This is a genomic window from Ochrobactrum sp. PL_is483, assembly GCF_055816855.1.
On sequence record NZ_JBVPGS010000037.1, the window covers coordinates 396,745 to 418,739 of the forward strand.

Consider the following 21,995-nt stretch of genomic DNA (forward strand, 5'->3'; position numbering starts at 1 on the left):
GTGACCGGTCACAATTCCCCATCCGACAAGGGCGGATCGACGGCGCTGTTCATCCGCCGTCCGGTCTTTGCGTTCGTTATCAACGTTCTGATCGTTGTCGCGGGTCTGGCGGCGTTCACAGGCGTCGATATCCGCGAACTGCCGGACGTCGACCGGCCCGTCGTGACGATCAGCACGGACTTCAAGGGCGCGTCCGCCGAAACCATCGATCGCCAGTTGACGCAGGTTCTCGAAAACGCCGTGGCGCGTGTTTCTGGCGTGAAATCCATTTCCTCGACGTCGTCCTTTGAGCGCAGCCGCGTCACGGTGGAGTTCAATGACGGTGTGGACCTCAATGTTGCGGCCGCCGATATGCGGGATGCGATCTCTCGCGTGGCAAACACAGTGCCGGAAGAGGCCGACCCGTCGCGCATCATCAAGGCCGACTCCAATGCCGATGCGGTGATGCGTCTGGCGGTGACGTCTGACACCATGTCCGTCGACGACATGACGGTGCTGGTTGAGGACCAGATACAGGATATTCTGTCGGCGGTGCCAGGTGTGGCCGACGTGCAGATCTACGGTAATCGGGACAAGATTTTCCGCATCGATATCCTTCAGTCGCGCCTTGCCAGTTACGGCCTGACCATTGCCGATATTTCCACGGCGCTTTCTTCCATGGGGCTTGATGCGCCTGCCGGTTCCCTGCGCAGTTCGGATCAGTCCATCGTGGTGCGTGCTACGGCCAATCTGGAGAAGCCGGAGGATTTTGAGAACGTCTATATCAAGGGACGCACGCAGATCCGCGATGTGGCGACGGTCACGCTTGGGCCGGATATCGAAAGTTCCGCTGTTCGCTCCAACGGCAAGACGGCAATCGGTCTCGGCATCGTCCGTCAGGCGCAGTCCAATACGCTCGACATTTCGCAAGGCATCCGCGCCGCGGTTGCCAATCTGCAAAAGACATTGCCTGCGGGCGTCAATATTACCGTCACCAGTGACGATGCGAACTTCATCAATGGCGCTATCCATGAGGTGGAAATCGCGCTGATCGCGTCGGTGATCATCGTCGTGGCAATTATCTTCATGTTCCTGTGGGATATACGCGCCACGCTTATCCCGGCCTTGTCGATGCCTGTTGCTCTCATCGGTACGGTTGCAGCTATTTATCTGGCGGGTTTTTCGGTCAATATCCTCACGCTTCTGGCGTTGGTGCTCGCCACGGGGCTTGTGGTCGACGACGCCATTGTGGTGCTGGAAAACGTCGTCCGGCGCCGCAATCAGGGCATGGGGCCGCGAGCCGCCGCAGTTCTGGGCACGCAGGAAGTCTTCTTCGCCGTTATCGCCACCACGCTCACGCTGGCGGCGGTCTTCGTGCCGATCTCGTTCTTGCCGGGGCAGGCGGGTGGCCTGTTCCGCGAATTCGGCTTCGTTCTGGCGATTGCCGTTCTTCTGTCGTCCGTGGTTGCGCTGACACTGTGCCCGATGCTCGCATCCCGCTTTCTGAAAGAAAGCAATGGCGAGGATAGCGGCCATGGTCCGCTTTTCCTGCGCCGGATCGGCGGCGGACTTGCTGCGTTTTATAAAAAGACGCTGCATCTTTGTCTTTCGGGGCCTTTCGTGGTCGTGCTCGTCGCGATGCTTTTCGCCGGTGCCTCTTTTGTTGCCTATGGTCTGATCCGTCAGGAATTGACGCCATCGGAAGATCGGGCGGTTGCGCTGCTGCGGATCAACGGGCCGCAGGGCATCAGCGTGGAGTTCCTTCAGTCGCAGCTCGACAAGATCGAGGAGGCGATTCAGCCCCTGCGCGATAGTGGTGAAATCACCACCACCTATGCCATCGCCGGTTCGAACGGAGCGTCGAACAATGGCTTCGTCGTTCTGACGCTGGCCCCCTGGCAGGAACGCGCGCGCAGCCAGCAGGAAATCATGGCTGACATCACCCAGCGCATCAAAGGCATAACGGCGGTGCGCATATTCACCACCCAGCCGAACAGCCTTGGTATTCGCGGCGCGGGCAACGGCTTGCAGTTTGCCATAGTCGGCAGCGACTATGCCAAGCTACAGCCTGCGGCGCAGGCCGTTGTCGCCGCGCTGGAAAAGGACCCGCGCTTCGTACAGCCGCGCCTTTCCGTGGAACCGACCCAGCCGCAATTGTCCGTCGAGATCAATCGCGAGCGGGCCTCTGATCTTGGTATCGACATCACCGGACTCGCCAATGCCGTGCAATCGGTGCTGGATGGCCGCAAGATCGGATCGGTCTATGTCGGGGATCGCAGCTTCGATGTGAAACTCGTTGCCACCACCAATCCGATCAACGATCCGACCGATCTTGAAAACATCTTCATGAAGACGACGGATGGCCGGTATGTGCCGATGTCGTCCATCGCATCGGTCGTCGAAAAAGCGGTTCCGCCGCAGCTTGATCGCGAGACGCGCCAGCGTTCCGTCTCCATCACGACAAACCTGCGTGACGATTTCGCTCTGGGCGACGCCTATAAGGCCGCGCAGGAAATCGCAGCGCCCCTGTTGCCGCCGGGAAGCCACATCATTCCGCTGGCCGAAGCTTCCACGCTCAGCGAAACGTCAAGCGGGCTGGCCATGGTGTTCGGCTTTGCCATCATCATCATCCTGCTGGTGCTGGCGGCGCAGTTCGAAAGTTTTGTCAGCGCCCTGATCGTGATGGCAACCGTTCCCTTGGGGCTGGGTTGCGCCGTTTTCGCCATGCTGCTGACCGGCACCAGCCTGAACGTCTATAGCCAGATCGGCCTTGTGCTTCTGGTCGGCATCATGGCCAAGAACGGCATCCTGATCGTCGAATTTGCGGATCAATTGCGTGACAAGGGCTTGAGCGTCCGCGAAGCCATCGAGGAAGCATCCAATATCCGTCTTCGCCCTGTCTGCATGACGATGATCTGCGCTGTTCTTGGCGGCGTGCCCCTGATTCTGGCGAGCGGCGCCGGTGCGGAAGCCCGCGTGGCTCTGGGCTGGGTCATCGTCGGCGGCCTTGGTCTGGCAACCATCGCCACGCTCTATGTGACGCCGGTTGCCTATCTGCTGCTCGGACGCTTTACGCAGCCCAAGGCAGAGGAAGAAGCACGACTTGAGCGGGAACTCGACCAGGCGCTCAAGGGAAAGCCGCAAAGCGGCGGCGCGGCTGAACCCGCTGAGTAAACTCGGAACAAGAAACCGGCCTTTTGGGCCGGTTTCTGTTTTTCATTTCAAACCTGTCATTTCTTCATGGCGTCGGTGATCTTCGCGGTCCACGCGCCTTCCGGTTTCTTGGTGATGACAGGATCGGAACCGCCGCCGAGAAGGGTTTCCACCGTGCGGTCGGCGGCTGCTACGTCAAGGGTGCCATCGGAACCGTCGACCAGCTTGCCGATTTCCTTGACCATACGCTCCTGAACCACCTTGGTCTGCGCGCCGGAAGCATCATTGTCGAGCACGATATCCGCTGCCTCGCCCGGATTTTCGGAAGCGTATTTCCAGCCTTTCATCGAGGCGCGGACAAAACGGGCCAGCTTGTCGACCATTGCCGGATCGTCAAGGCTCTTTTCCAGCACGTAAAGCCCGTCTTCCAGCGTGGCTACGCCCTGTTCCTCATAAGGGAAAACGACGAGCTGGTCGGCTGGAATGCCTGCATCGATCACCTGCCAATATTCATTGTAGGTCATGGTGGATATGCAGTCGGCCTGCTTCTGGATCAGCGGATCGACATTGAAGCCTTGCTTCAGCACGGTCACGCCGTCCTTGCCGCCCTCGGTCGGGATTTTCAGGTGGTTCATCCAGGACAGGAAAGGATATTCATTGCCGCCAAACCAGACGCCAAGCGTGCGGCCCCTGAAGTCTTCGGGCTTGGTGATGTTGGTGTCCTTGCGGCAGGTCAGCATCATGCCGGATTTCTTGAAGGGCTGGGCGATGTTGACGAGCGGGACGCCTTTTTCGCGGGTGGCGAGCGCCGACGGCATCCAGTCCACCACCACATCCGCCCCGCCGCCGGCGATAACCTGCGGCGGCGCCACGTCAGGCCCGCCGGGCTTGATATCGACGTCGAGATTTTCTTCTTCGTAGAAGCCCTTGTCCTTGGCGACATAATAACCGGCGAATTGGCCCTGCGTCACCCATTTGAGCTGCAAGGTCAGCTTGTCGGCAGCCATTGCCGAACTGCTCACAAGCGCGAGCGCCAGCCCCGCAGTGCCAAGGCATAAGGAAATTGCCTTTTTCATTTTCAGTTCTCCTCTGGTTCTTTTTTATTGCGTGCATTTGCCCGAAAACCGGTTCCCACTTTTCGGAATGCACTTTGGTCCACCTTATTTTTGCGGATGCCAAATATTCAGGCTCAGGCCCTCCTGTATGAAGGGTGCCAGAATGTCACTTTGCGCTCGATCAGCGCGATCAGCCCGTAAGAAAGCGATCCGGCAAGCGCAGCCACAAAGATTTCAGCCCAGACCATATCCACGTTCATCCGCCCGATCTCGGCGGAGATGCGGAAACCCATGCCGACAATCGGCGTGCCGAAAAATTCCGCCACGATCGCACCGATCAGCGCCAGGGTGGAATTGATCTTGAGCGCGTTGAAGATGAAGGGCATGGCGGCTGGCAGGCGCAGCTTGAACAATGTCTGCCAGTAGTTCGAGCCGTAGGTTTCCATCATGTCCCGTTCCATCGCCCCGGTGCTGGCAAGGCCCGCAACCGTGTTCACCAGCATCGGGAAGAAAGTCATGATGATGACGACCGCCGCTTTTGACTGCCAGTCGAAGCCGAACCACATCACCATGATCGGTGCGACGCCGACAATGGGAAGCGCTGCGGCCAGATTGCCGAGCGGCAGCAGCCCTTTGCGCAGGAAAGGAATACGGTCTGCGATAATGGCGGTGATGAAGCCAAGGCCGCACCCGACGACATAGCCGATGATGACGGCCTTCAGAAATGTCTGCCTGAAATCCGCCCAGAGGATCGGCACGGACGCCGCGATGCGCGCCCAGATCGCCGAAGGCGCTGGCAGGAGAACCTGCGGAATGGCGAAGAGCCGGACCGTCACCTCCCACAGCAACAGCATTGCGATGCCGAACAGCGCAGGCACCGCGATATCCAGCATCTTCTGGCCGACTGGATTGCGGGTCTTCAGGCTTGCCACCCAACCCACGAGCAGCCAGGAACCGGCAATGAGCGCCATGACGGAAAGAATGCCTGTCATCATGCGGCTGCCCTTTCCGGCTTTGCGCCCATGCGCCGGTTGACGATCCCTGCGGCAATGCCGATCAGGGCTACGAGAACAGCGGCCATCAATGCGGCTGCAACAAGTGCCGCCCATATCTGCACGGTCTGCCCGTAATATGAACCTGCCAGCAGGCGCGCGCCGAGACCGGCGACCGCGCCGGTTGGCAACTCACCCACAATCGCGCCGACGAGGCTGATGGCGACCGCGATCTGCATGGAAGTGAAGAGAAACGGCATGGCCGCAGGCCAGCGCAATTTCCAGAACACCTGCGATCTCGATGCATTATAGGTGCGCATAAGGTCGAGATGCATGACATCAGGCGACCTCAGCCCCTTCACCATGCCGACAGCCACCGGGAAGAAGGAGAGATAGGTCGAGATGATCGCCTTGGGCAGCAGGCCGGATATGCCGATGGCGTTCAGCACCACGATAATCATCGGCGCGATGGCGAGGATCGGGATCGTCTGCGATGTGATGATCCACGGCATCAGGCTTTTGTCGAGCGTGCGGGAATGCACGATGCCAACAGCAAGGAGAACGCCGAGCGCCGATCCAAGCACGAAGCCGAGCATGGTGGACGATAACGTCACCCAGCCGTGATAGACGAGGCTGCGCTTGGAGCTGGGCTTGACCCCGAAGACGGTCTTCCAGATTTCTTCGGCCACCTGATGCGGCGCAGGCAGCACCGGCCGCTCCTGATGCATCGTGTTGGCGGCAAGCGTCGAGAAGGTGATTTCCGTCCCCGCGCGCGCAGCCTGATCACGCTCGAACGGCGCATTGAGCACAATCGCCAGCCCATACCAAAGCGCAATGATGACGGCGAGTATGGTCGTCACCGGGATGAATCTGTCGCGCAGAAAACCTTTCATGGGCAATCTCCAGCACGATGCGGTCGATGCGCGTTACTCATGGATATGCCCCAGCCGCAGGCCCTCACGGACCCTGTGGGCAATTTTCAGGAATGCTTCCGATTCCCTGATTTCCAGCGGCCTGTCAGGACCAAGGTCGCAATCGATGATTTCATGAATCCGGCCCGGACGCGGGCTCATGACGACGATTTTCGTGGACAGAAAGACCGCTTCCGGAATCGAATGGGTGACGAAAATCACCGTCTTGCGGGTCGCTGCCCATAGCTTGAGGAGCTGTTCGTTGAGGTGATCGCGCACGATCTCGTCCAGCGCGCCGAAGGGCTCGTCCATCAGCAGCATGTCCGGGTCGAAGGAGAGGGCACGGGCAATCGATGCGCGCTGCTGCATGCCGCCCGAAAGCTGCCACGGATATTTCTTGCCGAAGCCTGAGAGATTGACGAGCGCGAGGTTCTTTTCGATCCGCTCGCGCCGGTCTGTCTTGGAGAACCCCATGATCTCCAGCGGCAGGCTGATATTGTCTTCGATGGTGCGCCACGGAAACAGCGCCGCCGCCTGAAAGACATAACCGTAGGACCGGTCGAGGCGGGCTTGCTCCGGCGTTTTTCCGTTCACGGTTACGGAGCCGGAAGTGGGCTGTTCGAGATCGGCGACCACGCGCATCAGCGTGGTCTTGCCGCATCCCGAAGGCCCGATGAAGGAGACGAACTCGCCGCGCTTGACGGCGAGGTCTATATTCGAAAGCGCATGAACCGGACCGTCATTGGTCTCGAAGACGAGCGACAGGTTTTTGATGTCGATCACGGTCCGCGCATCGTCCAAGCCCCTCTCCGGGGCAACGCTGTTTTCCAAATTCATGCGCATTTCCCGAAGCTGAGCTAGAGCCATGTATCAGACCCCTATCGGCATATGTTCGGCGCTGCGCTCCACCTTGCGCGGCGCAACGATTTCCTTCCATTGCGACAGCGCCCGATTGGCGGCGCCGTTCGGCTCGCGCTCGATGAAGCGCCCGTCGCCCGGCTGTGCCGTGACATGGCCCTTGTCGAAAGCAATGCGCCCGCGGGAAAGCGTCATCTTCGGCAGGCCCTTGAGTTCAAAGCCTTCGAACACGTTGTAATCAATGGAGGAATGCTGGGTCTTTGCAGAGACCTTCCGGGTCGCCTCCGGGTCCCAGATGACAAGATCGGCGTCCGCACCCGGCAGCACCGCGCCTTTCTGCGGATAGATGTTCAAGATCTTGGCGATATTGGTCGAAGTGACAGCCACGAATTCATTTGGCGTGAGGCGCCCGGTGCGCACGCCGCGTGTCCACAGCACCGGCATGCGTTCTTCCAGCCCGCCCGTTCCGTTGGGTATCTTGGTGAAATTGCCGATGCCGTAACGTTTCTGATCGGTGGTGAAGGCGCAATGGTCGGTCGCCACCACTTGCAGGCTTCCAGCCGCAAGCCCGGCCCAAAGACTGTCCTGATTGACCTTGTCGCGGAATGGCGGCGACATCACCCGGCGTGCCGCATAGTCCCAATCGCGATTGTGATATTCGCTCTCATCGAGCGTCAGATGCTGGATCAAAGGTTCGCCGAAAACACGCATCCCCTTCTGGCGGGCACGGCGTATCGCCTCATGGCTCTGCTCGCAGGAAACATGCACCACATAAAGCGGCACGCCTGCCTGATCGGCGATCATGATGGCGCGGTTGGTGGCTTCGCCTTCCACTTCCGGCGGACGGGAATAGGCATGCGCCTCCGGCCCGTCATTGCCTTCCGCCAGCAGTTTCGCCTGCAACTGCGCGACGATGTCGCCGTTTTCGGCATGGACGAGCGGCATGGCGCCCAGTTCCGCGCAACGCTGGAACGAGGCGAACATCTCGTCATCATTCACCATCAGCGCGCCTTTATAGGCCATGAAATGCTTGAAGGTGTTGATGCCGCGCTTCACCACTTCGGCCATTTCAGTAAAAGTGCGCTCGTTCCAGCCGGTGATGGCCATGTGGAACGAATAATCGGTGCGCGCCTTGCCCGCTTTCTGAAACCATTCCTGCAAGGCTTCCAGAAGGTTGCCTTCCGAGCCGGGGAGGACGAAATCGACCACCATCGTCGTGCCGCCCGCAAGCGCGGCAGAAGTTCCCGTATCGAAATCGTCGGAGGAATAGGTGCCCATGAAGGGCATCTGCAAATGGGTGTGCGGGTCAATACCGCCGGGCATGATATAGCAGCCGGATGCATCGATCACTTCATCGCCGGAGAGATTGTCGCCGACGGCAACGATCTTCTCGCCTTCGATGAGAACATCGGCTTTAAAGGTGCGGTCAGCCGTGATGACGGTTCCGCCTTTGATGACCTTTGCCATTGTTCGTCGTTCCCCTTTTGGTTTTGTTGCGAACAGTAGCAGTCTTGGAGAGGTCCGAAATCAACTCACAATTTCTGCGGTCTCCAATACTGCATGCAGAAGCACGTCGGTTCCCGCCGACGCCCATTCCTTCGAAATGTCCTCGTCTTCGTTATGGCTGAGCCCATCCACGCAGGGGCACATGACCATGGCGGTCGGTGCGACGCGGTTGACCCAGCAGGCATCATGGCCTGCGCCCGAAACGATATTGCGATGGCTGTAGCCGAGCCGTTCTGCCGCGTTGCGGATCGCCTCCACGCAGCCATTATCGAAAGTCACCGGGTCGAAATGACCGGCCACTTCGATCTCGATGCCGATGCCAAGTTCTTCGGCGATCTTCGGCGCTTCCTTTTCAAAACGCGCTTTCATGTCGTCCAGCACGGCCTGGTTGGGCGAGCGGAAATCGACGGTGAAAACAATCTGGCCGGGAAGCACATTGCGCGAATTAGGCGACACGTCGATATGGCCGACGCCGCCCACCGCGTCCGGCTGGTGCGACATGGCGATCTCGTTGACAAGCTGCAGCATCTTGCCAAGGCCAAGACTTGCATTCTTGCGCATCTTCATCGGCGTGGAGCCGGTATGCGCTTCCTTGCCGGTCAGGGTCACTTGCAGCCACCACAGCCCCTGGCCGTGGGTGACGACGCCAATATCCTTGTGCTCCGCCTCAAGGATCGGCCCCTGTTCGATGTGAAGCTCGAACATCGCATGGATCTTGCGTTTGCCGACCGGCTCATCGCCTTTCCAGCCAATGCGCTCCAGTTCGTCGCCGAATTTCTTGCCCTTGGCGTCGGTGCGCTGATAGGCCCAGTCCTGCTCGTGGACACCGGCAAATACGCCGGATGAGAGCATGGCGGGCGCAAAGCGCGTGCCTTCCTCATTCGTCCAGTTGACGACGACGATGGGCCGCTTCGTCTTGATATTCATGTCGTTGAGCGTGCGCATGACTTCGAGGCCGCCGAGAACGCCCAGCACGCCATCGAACTTGCCGCCAGTCGGCTGCGTGTCCAGATGGCTGCCCATATAGACCGGATCGGCATCCGCATCTTCGCCGGGGCGGGTGAAGAACATGTTCCCCATCGTGTCCACGCCCATCGAAAGCCCGGCTTTTTCGCACCAGCTCTGAAACAGCTTGCGGCCTTCGCCATCTTCATCGGTCAGGGTCTGGCGATTGTTGCCACCGCGCAAACCGGGTCCGATCCGGGCCATGTCCATCAGACTGTCCCACAGACGATCCCCGTTGACTCTAAGATTGCTGGTGAGCACCATGCGCTCTGCCTCCGCATTATGTATGGGCGTTCAAATCCGGGCCATTATATTTCTGGCCCACATTCACCCGCCAATATATGTTCCCGTGACCCGGCTCTTTGGCCACAATATTCTTGCCTTGCGCAAAAACTTGACTAGTTGGTCAAATTGCAGGCTAGAAGAGCCTTTGAACATGGTCAAGCGCTTTTGAAAAATTCTATGCTGCTGAAAGGTGTCAAATGGCCACAGCTCCTTCAGACTCACGGACCGAGGCGGTCGAAAGCGACAGGACGTCGAACGACAGGTCGGAAGGTGCGACGCGCATTCAGGGCATCAATCGCAGGCTTATCCTTGATGCGGCGCTGGAGGTGTTTTCCGCTTACGGCTTTCGCGGCTCGACGGTCGACCAGATCGCCGAGAAGGCGGGCATGTCGAAGCCAAACCTGCTTTATTATTTCCCGCGCAAGCAGAATATCTATGTGACCGTGCTGGAAGATACGCTCGCCAGCTGGCTGGAGCCTTTCGAGCACATCGACCCGGACGGCGATCCGCTGGAAGAATTGCGCCGCTATATCCGGTTGAAGCTCGAAATGTCGGCGAAGAAACCCGAGGCTTCGCGCCTCTTTGCCAATGAGATATTGCATGGCGCTCCGGCGATATCCGATTTCCTGAAGGGACATCTGAAGCAATTGGTCGATGAAAAGGCGGCGGTCATCCACCGATGGATTGCGGAAAAGCGCCTGGCTCCGGTCGACCCGTATCATCTGATTTTCACCATCTGGGCGGTAACGCAGCACTATTCGGATTTTTCCGTGCAGGTCGCAGCCGTTCTCGGCCGCCGCTCGGAAGAAGCCGGATTTTATGACGAAACGGCCCGGGCGGTGAGCGCCATCATTCTTGACGGCATTCGCCCGCGAGACGAAAGTCCGTCATCATGAAGACGATTCGAATTTCAGCAGCCATTGTCCGCGATGAAGCGGGCCGTTTCCTTCTCGTGCGCAAGCGCGGCAGCGAGATTTTCTTCCAGCCCGGCGGCAAGATCGATGCGGGGGAGCAGCCTGAAATCGCGCTCATCCGCGAGATCGAGGAAGAGCTTGGCATTCTCATTGACGAGAGCCAGCTGCGCTATGCCGCGAAAATGGCAGCGCCTGCCGCGAACGAAGCCGATGCGACGGTCGAGGCGGAATTGTTTCACCTCACTTTGAAAGACGGTCAGGTTCCGGTTGCCTCCAGCGAGATCGAGGAACTTCTATGGAACCCGCCGGGTGATACGACACGCCCGGTCGCCCTGTTGTCGCAGAGCATCCAGGCGCGTTTTGCAGAAAAATAGCCGCTGTTGCGGTAATTTTATTCGTGCATGAATAATCTGTTTGCAGGTGCACATATTTTCAATTGCGCTTCGATAGTCCGGCTTCTATCAATCGCCAAAAGAGGAGTGCGGTGTTGGACGCCGCTACGGAGGAGATATCCATGCAATTGAGGGCATCCGAAAAGCGAACGCTTGGCCGTACCGGCTTGTCCGTAACCGCGCTTGGTCTGGGAACCGCGCCCTTGGGTGGGCTATATGCGCCTGTTTCCCGCGCTGACGCCGACGCTTTGCTGGAAGCTGGCTGGGATAGCGGCATCCGTTATTACGACAGCGCGCCGATGTATGGCTACGGTCGCAGCGAGCATCTTCTCGGCGATATGCTGCGTGAGAAGAGCGAGCGCGCCGTTGTTTCAACCAAGGTTGGGCGCCTGATGGCCAATGAGCGTGCTGGCCGTACCTTGCCGCCGCCGCTGCCGAAAAATCCGTTCGATTCCGGCTGGCACAATGGTCTCAATTTTCGTGAGGTTTTCGATTACAGCTATGACGGCATCATGCGCAGTTTCGATGACAGCCAGCAGCGTCTCGGCTTTCCTGAAATCGACCTGCTTTACGTCCACGACATTGGCCGCGTGACCCATGCCGAAAGGCACGAGCATCACTGGAACGCGCTAACCAGAGGCGGCGGATTTCGGGCGCTGGCCGAATTGCGCGATGCGGGAAACATCAAGGGTTTCGGTCTCGGCGTGAACGAATGGCAGGTCATTCGCGATGCGCTGGAAGAGGCTGATCTTGATTGCTCGCTTCTGGCTGGCCGCTATTCGCTGCTTGATCAGGTGTCGGAAAAGGAATTCCTGCCATTGGCGCAAAAGCGCGGCATGGCGCTGGTCATTGCCGGTGTTTTCAATTCGGGGATTCTGGCCGCGCCGCGCGGCGGCGAGCAGAAGTTCGACTATGCCGACGCGCCTGCCGAAATCGTTGCGCGCACTAATCGCCTGCATGACATTTGCGATGAGTATCATGTTCCGCTTGCCGCTGCCGCCATGCAGTTCCCGATGAGACATGAGGCCGTCAGTTCCATTCTGATCGGTGTCCGCTCGCCGGAACAGATCAGGCAGAATGTGGTCTGGTTCGAGCAGTCGATCCCGGATGAATTCTGGACGAAATTGCGTTCCGAAGGCCTTATTTCGTAACCATGACCTCCAGAGTTCTCTGCGTCGGTGCCCTCACCATGGACACCATCTTGCGTCTCGATGCGCTCCCTCAAGCGGCGGGCAAATATCTGCCGCGCGAGGCCGTGGAAATCGCAGCAGGCATGGCTTCGAGCGCAGCCGCGGCTATTGCCCGGCTTGGCGGCGATGTGGCGCTTTGGGCTTCTGCGGGGATTGACCCGGTGGGTGATCGCGCCGTCGCGGAGCTGGAAGCCGAAGGCATCGATTGTGCCTATATCCGGCGGCTGGAAGGCGCACGCACCGCATTTTCGTCGATCCTCGTCGATGCGGGCGGCGAACGCATCATCGTGCCTTTTTATGATCGCAGGCTTGCAAGCCCGTCTGATGTGGTGCCGCCGATTGCAGCGGGAGCCTATGCTGCCGTGATGGTCGATGTTCGCTGGCCGTGGGCGGCTGAAACCGCGCTGCGTGCCGCACGCGAAGCGGGTATTCCGGCCATATTGGATGCCGATACCGCGCCCGTCGAACTGCTGGAAACGCTGCTGCCGCTTGCAACCCATATCGTAGCATCGGAACCCGCTGCAATCAGCGTCGCGGGCGCGACGGATTTGCGCGAGTGCGTCCGGATCCTGAGCCGTCGCTATGATGTGTTCACAGCGGTCACCGCTGGGGCGGAAGGCTGCTACTGGGCGGAAGGCGCTGGCGAGCCGGTTTCGCATATGCCCGGTTTCAGGGTGGATGCAGTGGATACGCTGGCGGCAGGCGATGTCTTCCATGGGGCTTTCGCGCATGGTCTGGTGGAAGGCAGGGATATCGCCGAGATCATCCGCTTTGCCAGCGCCGCAGCCGCCATCAAATGCGCACGTTTCGGCGGGCGGGCCGGTTCGCCGAGCCGAAAGGAAGTCCTTTCCTTTATCGAAACGGGTGTCGTTCCAGCCCGATAAGCTGATTGCCGCAGAGCGTTCCCTCATCCTCAGCCAGCGTGAAACACCATCCCTGTTTTATAAGAATACGCACTGAACACGAATTGACTCTTTACTAACATGTTAGTATGTGCAAGCTTAAAGTTCAAATTTGGGAGGAGCCAGTTTTGGCACATAATCATTCCGGTCAGGAACGCTTCGGGCTTTCCGCCGCCCTGACGACGCCATTCGATGCGGATGGCAAGATCGACGTTGCGCGTGCATTGGCGCATGCCCGTGCACGGCTCGATAATGGCTGCTCAAGCGTCACGCTTTTCGGCACGACGGGCGAGGGCTCATCGATTGCCGATGCCGAGCGCGCCGCTCTTCTCGATGCATTTGTCGCAGGCGGTTTTCCGGCATCGCGCATTGTCGTCGGCGTCATGCAGAATGCGATTGGCGATGCGGTCTTGCAGGCAGGGGATGCCTTGCGCCGCGGCTGCAAGGCCATTCTTCTGGCGCCGCCATCCTATTTCAAAAACCTCTCTGACGATGGGCTTTTCAACTGGTTTTCCGCAGTTCTGACCGGTCTCGGCGGCGATGCGCGGGGCATCATCCTTTATAATATTCCCTCTGTTACGGCGGTCGAACTCTCCATTGATCTGATCGGCCGTCTGCGTGCGGCCTTCGGTTCGGTCATTGCGGGCGTGAAGGATTCATCGGGCAATTGGGCCTATACGGAAAAGCTTCTGGCGGCGCATAAGGACATTGCGGTCCTGATCGGTGACGAGCGCGATCTGGCCGCAGGCGTCCGCCTTGGCGGGCAGGGTGCGATTTCCGGCATGGCCAACCTGTTTCCCGATCGGCTGCTGCGCATGATCAATGAGGGACAGGACGATCCCGAACTGGTCGGTGCCGTCCAGCAATTGCTGAACTATCCGGTGACGCCTGCGGTAAAGGCGCTGGTGGCGCGCCATATGCGCGACCCCGAATGGCGTCGCGTGCGTGCGCCGTTGCTCGCGCTCAGCGACGCGGATTTCGAAGCAATCGGTCGTGTATTCGATCAATTGCATCTGGCAAAAGCCGCCTGAGCGCGTCATAAGCTCTGTGAGTCTTTAAAAGGGGATGGATTTGGCGGAAGATCACGGCGAACCGGTAAAATTGCGGGACAAGGCTTATCAAAGCTTCACCCGGCATTTGCTGGCGCGTGACTTTCATCCGGGCCAGTTTGTTTCGCAGCGCCAGCTCGTCACCATGACGGGCCTGCCGCTGGGCGCGATCCGCGAACTCATCCCCCGCCTTGAAGCGGAGGGGCTGATCAAAACCGTGCCGCAGCGCGGGCTTCAGATCGCCCATATCGATCTCAATCTCATACGCGAGGCGTTTCAGTTTCGCCTTTTCATCGAAAAGGAATCGGTGGCCATCTTCTGCCAGTCGGCATCGGATGACTTGCTGCGTTCCTTGCGCGCCGAGCATGAGGAGACGCTCCAACGCGCAATGAGCGAAGGCGAGACGCCGGAACTGGAACAGCAGGCGCAGAACATCGACTGGAACCTGCATGATACGATCGTCGGGTCGCTCGGCAACGAGATCATCTGGCGCGCATACCAGACCAATACGATCAAGATGCGACTGATCAATCAGGAACGGTTTCGCATCACGGGCCGCGTCATTCCGGTCATGCAGGAGCATCTGGCGGTGCTGGCGGCGATTGAAACCCGCAATCCGCAAACCGCTATGGAGGCCATTGCGATCCATATCGACAATGCGCGCAAGCTGGCTTTGCAGATATAGACGGGGCTTAAATCAACGGCATGACAAGGGAGTTGTCGTGCCGCGAGAAAAGGGAGGAACGAAATGAAATTACTGCATCCAACACGACGCCAGTTTCTGGCGGGCTCGGCGGCCTTGGCCGCATCGGGCATGACGGGGATCGCCCCGTCTTTCGCGCAGTCATCCGTTGACTGGAAGAAATATGCCGGCACGACGCTGGAGGTGAACCTCATCAAGAGCCCGCGTGGCGAAATCCTTCAGAAATACCAGAAGGAATTTGAGGAACTGACCGGCATCAAGGTGCGTTCCGAACAGACGCCGGAACAGCAGCAGCGCCAGAAGGCGGTGATCGAGCTTACCTCGGGCCGTCCGAGCTTCGACGTCATCCATATCAGCTATCACGTCCAGAAGCGGCAGTTTGAGAAAGGCGGCTGGCTTGCCGATCTCAATCCGTTCCTGAAAGACCCGGCGCTGACCGATGCGAGCCTGACCGAGAGCGATTTCGCAAGCGCCGGTCTGGCCTTCGCCAAGGATGCCAGTGGCCGTTTCGGGGCGCTGCCCTTCTCGGTCGATTACTGGATCATCTACTGGAACAAGGAGCTCTTTGCCGCCAAGGGCATCGAATATCCCAAGACCTTCGAGGAACTGGTCGCTGCTGCCGAGGCGCTGACCGACCCGTCCACGAACACCTATGGTTTCGTGGCGCGCGGCATGAAGAACGCCAATGTTCCAGTCTGGACCAGCCTCATGCTCGGTTACGGTCAGGAAGCTGTCGATGCGGCGGGCAATCTGAAAACGGATTCGGCGGAAGCTATCGAGGCGGCGAAACTCTATCAGCGCCTGATGACCAAGGCTGCACCTCCCGGCGTGGCGGGTTTCAACTGGGCGGAATGCCAGTCGAGCTTCCTGCAAGGCAAGGTCGGGATGTGGCTGGACGGCATCGGCTTTGCGCCGCCGCTGGAAGATCCGAACAAGTCGCGCGTGGTCGGCAAGGTCGGCTATGGCGTCATGCCCGCTGGCCCGAAGGCGCAGGCCGCTCCAACGACCGGGGACGGCATCGGCGTGGCGGAAGCCTCCACCAAGAAGGAAGCGGCCTATCTCTACTGCCAATGGGCCATTTCCAAGGAGATGGGCGCGCGCCTGCTGCAAACCGGCTCCGGCGTTCCGTTCCGCAAATCGATCATCGATGATGAGGCGGTGCGCAAGGGCGTCACCATGCCCGAAGGCTGGGTCGAAGCCCTGTCGAAATCAGCGCCCGTCAGCCAGCTCTGCCTGCCGGTCATCGTGCCGGTCACGGAATTCCGCGACATCATGGGCGTTGGCCTCACCAATCTTCTGAACGGCGCGGAAGCGGAAGCTGAAATGAAGCGCGCGACGGAAGAATTCCGTCCCGTCCTCGCAAGGAGCGAAGGAAAATGACCTCTGCCGCCCCGACAGGAACCAGGCAGAAAGCCGTCGCTAAAAGCCGGCTGCGGCCGAGCTACTGGCCTTTTGTGCTTCCCGCCTTGATCACCGTCGGGGCGGTGATCGTCTTCCCGTGGCTGTTCACGCTCTGGATGAGCGCCAATCAGTGGCAGCTTGGCGGCGGCATCAGTTTTGTCGGTTTCGACAATTATCTGCGCCTTGCCACCGACGCCCGCTTCTGGGACTCCATGGGGCATACGCTTGTCTATACCATCCTCTCCGTTGTCGCGCCCATGATCCTGGGCACGCTCGCGGCGCTGGTTTTTGATAGCAAGCTGCCGATGCGCGGGCTGCTGCGCGGCATTTTCGTCATGCCGATGATGGCAACGCCTGTCGCGGTTGCGCTGGTCTGGACCATGATGTTTCACCCGCAGCTCGGTGTGCTGAACTATCTGCTGTCGCTCATCGGCATCGGCCCGCAGGAATGGATTTTCAACCAGAATACAGTCATTCCGTCGCTGGTCGCGGTCGAGACCTGGCAATGGACGCCGCTCGTCATGCTGATCGTGCTGGGCGGTCTTGCCTCCATGCCTCGCGATCCGTTTGAAAGCGCTGAAATTGACGGCGCCAATGGCTGGCAGAAATTCCGTTATATCACGCTGCCGATGATCCTGCCCTTCATCATGCTGGCCGTTATCATCCGCTCCATCGATGCGCTGAAAAGCTTCGATATCATCTATGCGATGACGCAGGGCGGGCCGGGCACGGCATCGGAAACCATCAATATCTATCTCTACAATGTGGCGTTCTCCTATTATGACATTGGCTATGCTTCGGCGATTGCCGTGGTCTTCTTCGTTGTCATCATCGCCATGTCGCTGATCCTGCTGGCGCTGCGCCAGCGGACGGCCTGGAACGCCTGAGGAACGGCCATGGCGCGCAAATCCATTCTTTCCAAGCTCGGCACGGCGCTGCTTGTCTTTGTCATCGTGTCGCCCGCCATCCTGTTTTTCGTGTGGATGCTGTCGCTTTCGCTGAAATATGAAATCGACAACGGCGCTTATCCGCCGATCCTGATTCCGGAGCGTTTTGCCTGGTCGAACTATGCCCAAATTTTCGAGGCCAATGATTTCCTGCTCTATTTCTGGAACAGCATTCTCGTCACCGGCATGGCGACGCTGCTGGCGCTTCTGGTCGGCGTGCCCGCAGGCTACGGCATTGCGCGGCTCAAGGCGCATAAATCGGCCATTGTCATCATGATCGCGCGCATGACGCCGGGCCTTTCCTATCTGATCCCGCTATTCCTGTTGTTCCAGACGCTGGGCCTGCTCGGCACGCTCTGGCCGCAGATCATCATCCATCTGGTCGTCACCGTGCCCATCGTGATCTGGATCATGATCGGCTATTTCGAGACGACGCCGATGGAACTGGAAGAAGCGGCCATGATCGACGGCGCATCTTCATGGCAGATCTTCATGAAGGTGGCGCTGCCCATCGCCAAGCCCGGCATTGTGGTTTCGCTGATCCTTGCGGTGATCTTCTCGTGGAACAATTTCGTTTTCGGCATCGTTCTCGCAAGCCGCGAGACACGCACCCTGCCGGTCGCGGTCTATAACATGCTGTCCTTCGAGCAGGTCAGCTGGGGCCCGCTTGCCGCCGCAGCCTTGGTGGTCACGCTGCCGGTTCTCCTTCTCACCGTCTTCGCACAGCGCCAGATCGTCGCCGGTCTGACAGCGGGTGCCGTTAAATAGAATTGAGATCAAGATGGCATCCGTATCCATCCGCAATGCAATCAAGAAATATGGCAATGTCAGCGTTCTGCGCGGTGTGTCGGTCGATATCGAAGACGGTGAATTCGTCGTGCTGGTCGGCCCTTCCGGCTGCGGCAAGTCCACGCTTCTGCGCATGATCGCGGGGCTTGAGGATATCAGCGGCGGCGAGATTGCCATCGGTCCGCGCGTGGTCAACGATCTGCGCGCCAAGGAACGCGACATCGCCATGGTGTTCCAGAATTATGCGCTCTATCCGCATATGACGGTGGCCGACAATATGGGCTTTGCGCTGATGCTGAAAAACGCGCCGAAGCAGGAGCGCGAAAGCCGCGTCGCGCGCGCCGCCGAAATTCTCGGCCTCAACAAGCTGCTCGACCGCTATCCGCGCCAGTTGTCCGGCGGTCAGCGCCAGCGCGTCGCCATGGGCCGCGCCATCGTGCGCGATCCGCAGGTTTTTCTTTTCGATGAGCCGCTATCCAATCTCGACGCCAAGCTGCGTGTGCAGATGCGCAGCGAAATCAAGGGGTTGCACCAGCGCCTCAAAACCACCACCATCTATGTCACCCACGACCAGATCGAAGCCATGACCATGGCCGACAAGATCGTCGTCATGCGTGATGGTCTGGTGGAGCAGATCGGCGCGCCGCTCGATCTCTACGATCATCCGGCCAATATGTTCGTCGCGGGCTTTATCGGATCTCCGTCGATGAATTTTATCAACGGCAAGATCGAGGAGGGGGCTTTCGTGGCCGATGGCGGTTTCCGCCTGCCTCTGCCGCAGGGTGATTATGCAAATCTGTCGGGCAAGGCCGTTTATGGTGTGCGCCCGGAACATCTGAAAATTGCCGAAGGCGGCGTTCCGGTCACGGTCGAAATCGTGGAGCCGACCGGCTCGGAAATCATGGTCATGGGCAAGCTCGGCGATCAGCCGCTCACCTGCCTGTTCCGTGAGCGTCTGACCGTGCGTCCCGGCGACGTGCTGTCGGTTGCGGTTAATCCGGCGACAAGCCACGTGTTCGAGCCGGAAAACGGTAAACGCATCAGCGCATAAAAAAACGCCGGGCTGCCCCGGCGTTTCTGTTTATTCAGCAGCCTCCTTGACGGCCATCGGGTTATTGGGATGGGTCGTCCAGTTGGCATATTGCGCCGGGATCGGCTCCTTGGTGCGCGGATCGAAACCGCCGATCTGCTCCATGGTGATGCAGTCCTCGACCGGGCAGACATTGACGCAGAGATTGCAGCCAACGCATTCCTCATCGATCACCTCGAAGTGGCGCGCGCCATTGACCAGATTGGTGATCGCCTGATGTGAGGTGTCCTCGCAGGCGATATGGCAACGGCCGCACTTGATGCAGAGGTCCTGATCGATCCGCGCCTTGGTGACATAATTGAGGTTGAGATATTGCCAGTCGCTGACGTGTCCCACGGCCATGCCACGAAAATCATCGAGCGACTGATAGCCTTTGCTATCCATCCAGTCGGACAGGCCGTCGATCATTTCCTGAACGACCTTGAAGCCATAGGTCATGGCAGCCGTGCAGACCTGTACCGTGCCGCAGCCAAGCGCGATAAACTCTGCCGCATCGCGCCACGTGGTGATGCCGCCGATGCCTGAAATCGGCAGGCCGTGCGTTTCAGGATCGCGGGCGATTTCCGCGACCATATTCAGCGCAATAGGCTTGACCGCAGGTCCGCAATAGCCGCCGTGGCTGCCGCGACCGTCAATAGACGGAACCGGCGACATGCTGTCGAGATCGACCGATATGATGGAGTTGATCGTGTTGATCAGCGACACCGCATCCGTGCCCGCCGCATGGGCGCCCCGGGCTGGCTTGCGAATATCGGTGATGTTGGGCGTCAGCTTGGTGATTACCGGCATGCGGCTATATTGCTTGCACCACTTGACGACCATGGCGACATATTCCGGCACCTGGCCGACAGCCGCGCCCATGCCGCGTTCGCTCATGCCATGCGGACAGCCGAAGTTCAGCTCAATGCCGTCCGCTCCCGTTTCTTCCACCAGAGGAAGGATCGCCTTCCAGGCTTCTTCTTCGCATGGCACCATGATCGAAGCGATCAATGCGCGGTCGGGCCAGCGCATCTTCACTTCCTTCATTTCGCGAAGGTTCACTTCGAGCGGCCGGTCGGTGATCAGTTCGATATTGTTGAGGCCAAGCAAGCGCCGGTCAGCACCATGGATCGCGCCATAGCGCGGCCCGTTGACATTGACCACCGGCGGCCCTTCCGCGCCTAGCGTTTTCCAGACCACGCCGCCCCAGCCAGCCTTGAAAGCGCGCTCGACATTGTAGGCTTTGTCGGTCGGCGGAGCCGAAGCCAGCCAGAACGGATTTGGAGACTTGATACCGAGGAAATTCGTTGAAAGATCAGCCATTTTCTGTCTCCTCAGCCCTGTTCCTGGCCCAGATGAACACTGCGGTTGTGGGAGGCTGGCGCATGAAGCGCACCGCCTGAAAGCACCGCATCGGCAAAGCCTTCAATTGCTTCAGGACGTTTGACGAGCGTGGCATGGATGGATTCAGCGGCAAGCTTGCCATCCTCCACCGACGCAACGGTCAGATCCTGACCGCCTGCAACACAGTCGCCACCCGCCCATATGCCGTCAACCGAAGTACGGCAGTCCGCGTCGACACTGATGCGTCCCTTGGACAGTGTGATGCCCGAACCTGCCAATGGCTCCGGCTCGAATTTCTGCCCGATGGCCTTGAAAACCTGATCGGCCTCAAGCGTCAGATATTCGCCCGTACCGGAAAGCTTGCCGCCGCTCATCGCGGTATATTCAAAGACCACGGCATTAACGGTGCCGTCTTCGTTCCGTTCAAGGGCGTGCGGCTGCAACCAGTGACGGATCGCCACGCCATGAATCTGCGCCAGTTCCTGCTCATAGGCGCTGGCATTCATGTTTTCCTGACCGCGGCGATAAACGATGGTCACGTTTTCAGCGCCGAGCTTCTTGGTCTGGATGGCAACGTCCACCGCGGTCATGCCGCCGCCGATAACCACGACATTGCGGCCAACAGGCAGGGATGACAGGTCTTTTGTCTGGCGCAGATTGGCGATGTAGTCGACCGCATCGATAACGTTTGGCGCATCTTCGCCAGCAAGCCCCAGATCGTTGACGCCCGGCATGCCCATGCCGAGGAAAACCGCGTCATAGCCGGCTTTCAGCGCCTCGATGGTGATGTCCTGACCGAGCGTCTGGTTATATTCGATATTGATCGCTCCGATCTTGAGCACGAATTCCAGTTCGCGCTGCGCGAAATTATTGACTGTCTTGTAGGCGGCAATACCATATTCGTTAAGACCGCCGCCCTTGGGCCGCGCTTCGAAAATCGTCACCCGATGCCCATGCATCGCAAGACGATGAGCAGCGGAGATGCCCGCCGGGCCCGCACCAACCACGGCAATGTGTCTGCCGGTTTCAGGCGCACGCTTGAATGGATGATTGCCGGTTTCCATCAGAACGTCGGTGGCGTAGCGCTGCAATTCACCAATCTTGACCGGCTTGCCTTCCGAAGTTTCGCGAACACACACTTCTTCGCAAAGCGTTTCGGTCGGGCAGACACGGGCGCACATGCCGCCCAGAATATTTTCCGAAAGGATGGTCTTCGCTGCCCCCACCGGATTGCCTGCGTTGATCTGCCGGATAAACAGCGGAATATCGATGCCGGTCGGGCAGGCATTCATGCAGGGCGCATCGTAGCAGAAATAGCAGCGGTCGGATTCGACCAGGGCTTCGTGCCTGGTAAGCGGCGGATGCAGATCGTCGAACACATGCGCATAGTCGGCCTTTTCAAGCCGCGCCCCACGAATGTCAGGCCCGTTTGCGTGTCCCGGATTGTCGACTGCATCAATAGGCGAATTCTCTGCTGATCTCATCGACCGCATCTCCCATTTTTGCTTGTTCAGGCGCGGGTTCCCTTTGCGCGCCGCAACTATGTTCCGG

The 21,995-nt window shown here is 59.2% G+C and carries 19 protein-coding genes; 11 read left to right on the forward strand and 8 right to left on the reverse strand.

Annotation, left to right across the window (positions count from 1 at the left end; genetic code table 11):
- Positions 1 to 3,153 (forward strand): efflux RND transporter permease subunit, encoded by a 3,153-nt coding sequence (locus AC0TNJ_RS15575; protein ID WP_122000695.1) that lies wholly within the window; start codon positions 1 to 3, stop codon positions 3,151 to 3,153.
- A gap of 56 nt (positions 3,154 to 3,209) precedes the next feature.
- Here the strand turns inward: AC0TNJ_RS15575 and AC0TNJ_RS15580 are convergent, their stop codons facing one another.
- The 6 genes from AC0TNJ_RS15580 to AC0TNJ_RS15605 all read right to left on the reverse strand — a co-directional run bounded on the left by AC0TNJ_RS15580 (position 3,210) and on the right by AC0TNJ_RS15605 (position 9,723).
- Complete coding sequence (locus AC0TNJ_RS15580) at positions 3,210 to 4,208, reverse strand: ABC transporter substrate-binding protein (RefSeq protein WP_473771603.1); 999 nt, start codon at positions 4,206 to 4,208, stop codon at positions 3,210 to 3,212.
- Positions 4,209 to 4,321: 113 nt separating this feature from the next.
- Positions 4,322 to 5,182, reverse strand: coding sequence for an ABC transporter permease (locus tag AC0TNJ_RS15585; protein ID WP_473771604.1), 861 nt, complete (start codon positions 5,180 to 5,182; stop codon positions 4,322 to 4,324).
- On the reverse strand, positions 5,179 to 6,072 hold the full coding sequence (locus AC0TNJ_RS15590) for an ABC transporter permease (protein ID WP_473771605.1): 894 nt from the start codon (positions 6,070 to 6,072) through the stop codon (positions 5,179 to 5,181). The genes AC0TNJ_RS15585 and AC0TNJ_RS15590 overlap by 4 nt, the downstream gene beginning before the upstream one ends.
- 33 nt (positions 6,073 to 6,105) lie before the next feature.
- Entirely contained in the window at positions 6,106 to 6,927 is an 822-nt protein-coding gene (locus AC0TNJ_RS15595; RefSeq protein ID WP_473771606.1) for an ABC transporter ATP-binding protein, read from the reverse strand.
- A 33-nt stretch (positions 6,928 to 6,960) separates the two neighbouring features.
- Positions 6,961 to 8,415 (reverse strand): dihydropyrimidinase, encoded by a 1,455-nt coding sequence (gene hydA / locus AC0TNJ_RS15600; protein ID WP_122000690.1) that lies wholly within the window; start codon positions 8,413 to 8,415, stop codon positions 6,961 to 6,963.
- 60 nt (positions 8,416 to 8,475) lie between these two features.
- Complete coding sequence (locus AC0TNJ_RS15605; RefSeq protein ID WP_122000689.1) at positions 8,476 to 9,723, reverse strand: Zn-dependent hydrolase; 1,248 nt, start codon at positions 9,721 to 9,723, stop codon at positions 8,476 to 8,478.
- A gap of 218 nt (positions 9,724 to 9,941) precedes the next feature.
- Here AC0TNJ_RS15605 and rutR point away from each other — a divergent pair, with 218 nt between their 5' ends.
- From rutR to AC0TNJ_RS15655, 10 genes are all read left to right on the forward strand, one after another.
- Positions 9,942 to 10,640, forward strand: a complete 699-nt coding sequence (gene rutR / locus AC0TNJ_RS15610; RefSeq protein ID WP_122000688.1) for an HTH-type transcriptional regulator RutR — start codon at positions 9,942 to 9,944, stop codon at positions 10,638 to 10,640.
- The gene (locus AC0TNJ_RS15615) at positions 10,637 to 11,032 is read left to right on the forward strand and encodes an NUDIX hydrolase (protein ID WP_473771607.1); all 396 of its coding nucleotides are present in this window, start codon (positions 10,637 to 10,639) and stop codon (positions 11,030 to 11,032) included. Before rutR ends, AC0TNJ_RS15615 begins: the two co-directional genes overlap by 4 nt.
- Before the next feature lie 140 nt (positions 11,033 to 11,172).
- A complete protein-coding gene (locus AC0TNJ_RS15620) occupies positions 11,173 to 12,201 on the forward strand; it encodes an aldo/keto reductase (RefSeq protein WP_473771608.1) in 1,029 nt (342 codons plus the stop codon).
- Positions 12,202 to 12,203: 2 nt separating this feature from the next.
- Positions 12,204 to 13,124, forward strand: coding sequence for a PfkB family carbohydrate kinase (locus tag AC0TNJ_RS15625; protein ID WP_473771609.1), 921 nt, complete (start codon positions 12,204 to 12,206; stop codon positions 13,122 to 13,124).
- 146 nt (positions 13,125 to 13,270) lie between these two features.
- The gene (locus AC0TNJ_RS15630) at positions 13,271 to 14,173 is read left to right on the forward strand and encodes a dihydrodipicolinate synthase family protein (RefSeq protein WP_473771610.1); all 903 of its coding nucleotides are present in this window, start codon (positions 13,271 to 13,273) and stop codon (positions 14,171 to 14,173) included.
- A gap of 40 nt (positions 14,174 to 14,213) precedes the next feature.
- On the forward strand, positions 14,214 to 14,876 hold the full coding sequence (locus AC0TNJ_RS15635; RefSeq protein ID WP_122000736.1) for a GntR family transcriptional regulator: 663 nt from the start codon (positions 14,214 to 14,216) through the stop codon (positions 14,874 to 14,876).
- 63 nt (positions 14,877 to 14,939) lie between these two features.
- Positions 14,940 to 16,274, forward strand: a complete 1,335-nt coding sequence (locus AC0TNJ_RS15640) for an ABC transporter substrate-binding protein (RefSeq protein ID WP_473771611.1) — start codon at positions 14,940 to 14,942, stop codon at positions 16,272 to 16,274.
- Positions 16,271 to 17,182 carry a carbohydrate ABC transporter permease gene (locus AC0TNJ_RS15645; RefSeq protein ID WP_122000682.1) on the forward strand — a complete coding sequence of 304 codons (912 nt, stop codon included), beginning with the start codon at positions 16,271 to 16,273 and terminating at the stop codon, positions 17,180 to 17,182. The genes AC0TNJ_RS15640 and AC0TNJ_RS15645 overlap by 4 nt, the downstream gene beginning before the upstream one ends.
- Positions 17,183 to 17,191: 9 nt before the next feature.
- Entirely contained in the window at positions 17,192 to 18,010 is an 819-nt protein-coding gene (locus AC0TNJ_RS15650; RefSeq protein WP_122000681.1) for a carbohydrate ABC transporter permease, read from the forward strand.
- A 13-nt stretch (positions 18,011 to 18,023) separates the two neighbouring features.
- Positions 18,024 to 19,082 carry an ABC transporter ATP-binding protein gene (locus tag AC0TNJ_RS15655; RefSeq protein ID WP_473771612.1) on the forward strand — a complete coding sequence of 353 codons (1,059 nt, stop codon included), beginning with the start codon at positions 18,024 to 18,026 and terminating at the stop codon, positions 19,080 to 19,082.
- Between the two features lie 30 nt (positions 19,083 to 19,112).
- Here AC0TNJ_RS15655 and preA read toward each other — a convergent pair whose 3' ends face one another.
- Both preA and AC0TNJ_RS15665 read right to left on the reverse strand, forming a co-directional pair.
- On the reverse strand, positions 19,113 to 20,423 hold the full coding sequence (gene preA / locus AC0TNJ_RS15660) for an NAD-dependent dihydropyrimidine dehydrogenase subunit PreA (RefSeq protein WP_122000679.1): 1,311 nt from the start codon (positions 20,421 to 20,423) through the stop codon (positions 19,113 to 19,115).
- 11 nt (positions 20,424 to 20,434) lie between these two features.
- Positions 20,435 to 21,937, reverse strand: coding sequence for an NAD(P)-dependent oxidoreductase (locus tag AC0TNJ_RS15665; RefSeq protein WP_473768839.1), 1,503 nt, complete (start codon positions 21,935 to 21,937; stop codon positions 20,435 to 20,437).
- Positions 21,938 to 21,995: the final 58 nt, after the last annotated feature.

Bases quoted from the DNA above. Each gene is read 5' to 3' on its own strand.
- hydA (WP_122000690.1), bottom strand. From the start codon at position 8,415: ATGGCAAAGGTCATCAAAGGCGGAACCGTCATCACGGCTGACCGCACC.
- AC0TNJ_RS15650 (WP_122000681.1), top strand. From the start codon at position 17,192: ATGGCGCGCAAATCCATTCTTTCCAAGCTCGGCACGGCGCTGCTTGTC.
- AC0TNJ_RS15645 (WP_122000682.1), top strand. From the start codon at position 16,271: ATGACCTCTGCCGCCCCGACAGGAACCAGGCAGAAAGCCGTCGCTAAA.
- AC0TNJ_RS15620 (WP_473771608.1), top strand. From the start codon at position 11,173: ATGCAATTGAGGGCATCCGAAAAGCGAACGCTTGGCCGTACCGGCTTG.
- AC0TNJ_RS15580 (WP_473771603.1), bottom strand. From the start codon at position 4,208: ATGAAAAAGGCAATTTCCTTATGCCTTGGCACTGCGGGGCTGGCGCTC.
- AC0TNJ_RS15640 (WP_473771611.1), top strand. From the start codon at position 14,940: ATGAAATTACTGCATCCAACACGACGCCAGTTTCTGGCGGGCTCGGCG.
- AC0TNJ_RS15590 (WP_473771605.1), bottom strand. From the start codon at position 6,072: ATGAAAGGTTTTCTGCGCGACAGATTCATCCCGGTGACGACCATACTC.
- AC0TNJ_RS15655 (WP_473771612.1), top strand. From the start codon at position 18,024: ATGGCATCCGTATCCATCCGCAATGCAATCAAGAAATATGGCAATGTC.
- AC0TNJ_RS15595 (WP_473771606.1), bottom strand. From the start codon at position 6,927: ATGAATTTGGAAAACAGCGTTGCCCCGGAGAGGGGCTTGGACGATGCG.
- AC0TNJ_RS15625 (WP_473771609.1), top strand. From the start codon at position 12,204: ATGACCTCCAGAGTTCTCTGCGTCGGTGCCCTCACCATGGACACCATC.
- AC0TNJ_RS15615 (WP_473771607.1), top strand. From the start codon at position 10,637: ATGAAGACGATTCGAATTTCAGCAGCCATTGTCCGCGATGAAGCGGGC.
- rutR (WP_122000688.1), top strand. From the start codon at position 9,942: ATGGCCACAGCTCCTTCAGACTCACGGACCGAGGCGGTCGAAAGCGAC.
- AC0TNJ_RS15605 (WP_122000689.1), bottom strand. From the start codon at position 9,723: ATGGTGCTCACCAGCAATCTTAGAGTCAACGGGGATCGTCTGTGGGAC.
- AC0TNJ_RS15585 (WP_473771604.1), bottom strand. From the start codon at position 5,182: ATGATGACAGGCATTCTTTCCGTCATGGCGCTCATTGCCGGTTCCTGG.
- preA (WP_122000679.1), bottom strand. From the start codon at position 20,423: ATGGCTGATCTTTCAACGAATTTCCTCGGTATCAAGTCTCCAAATCCG.
- AC0TNJ_RS15665 (WP_473768839.1), bottom strand. From the start codon at position 21,937: ATGCGGTCGATGAGATCAGCAGAGAATTCGCCTATTGATGCAGTCGAC.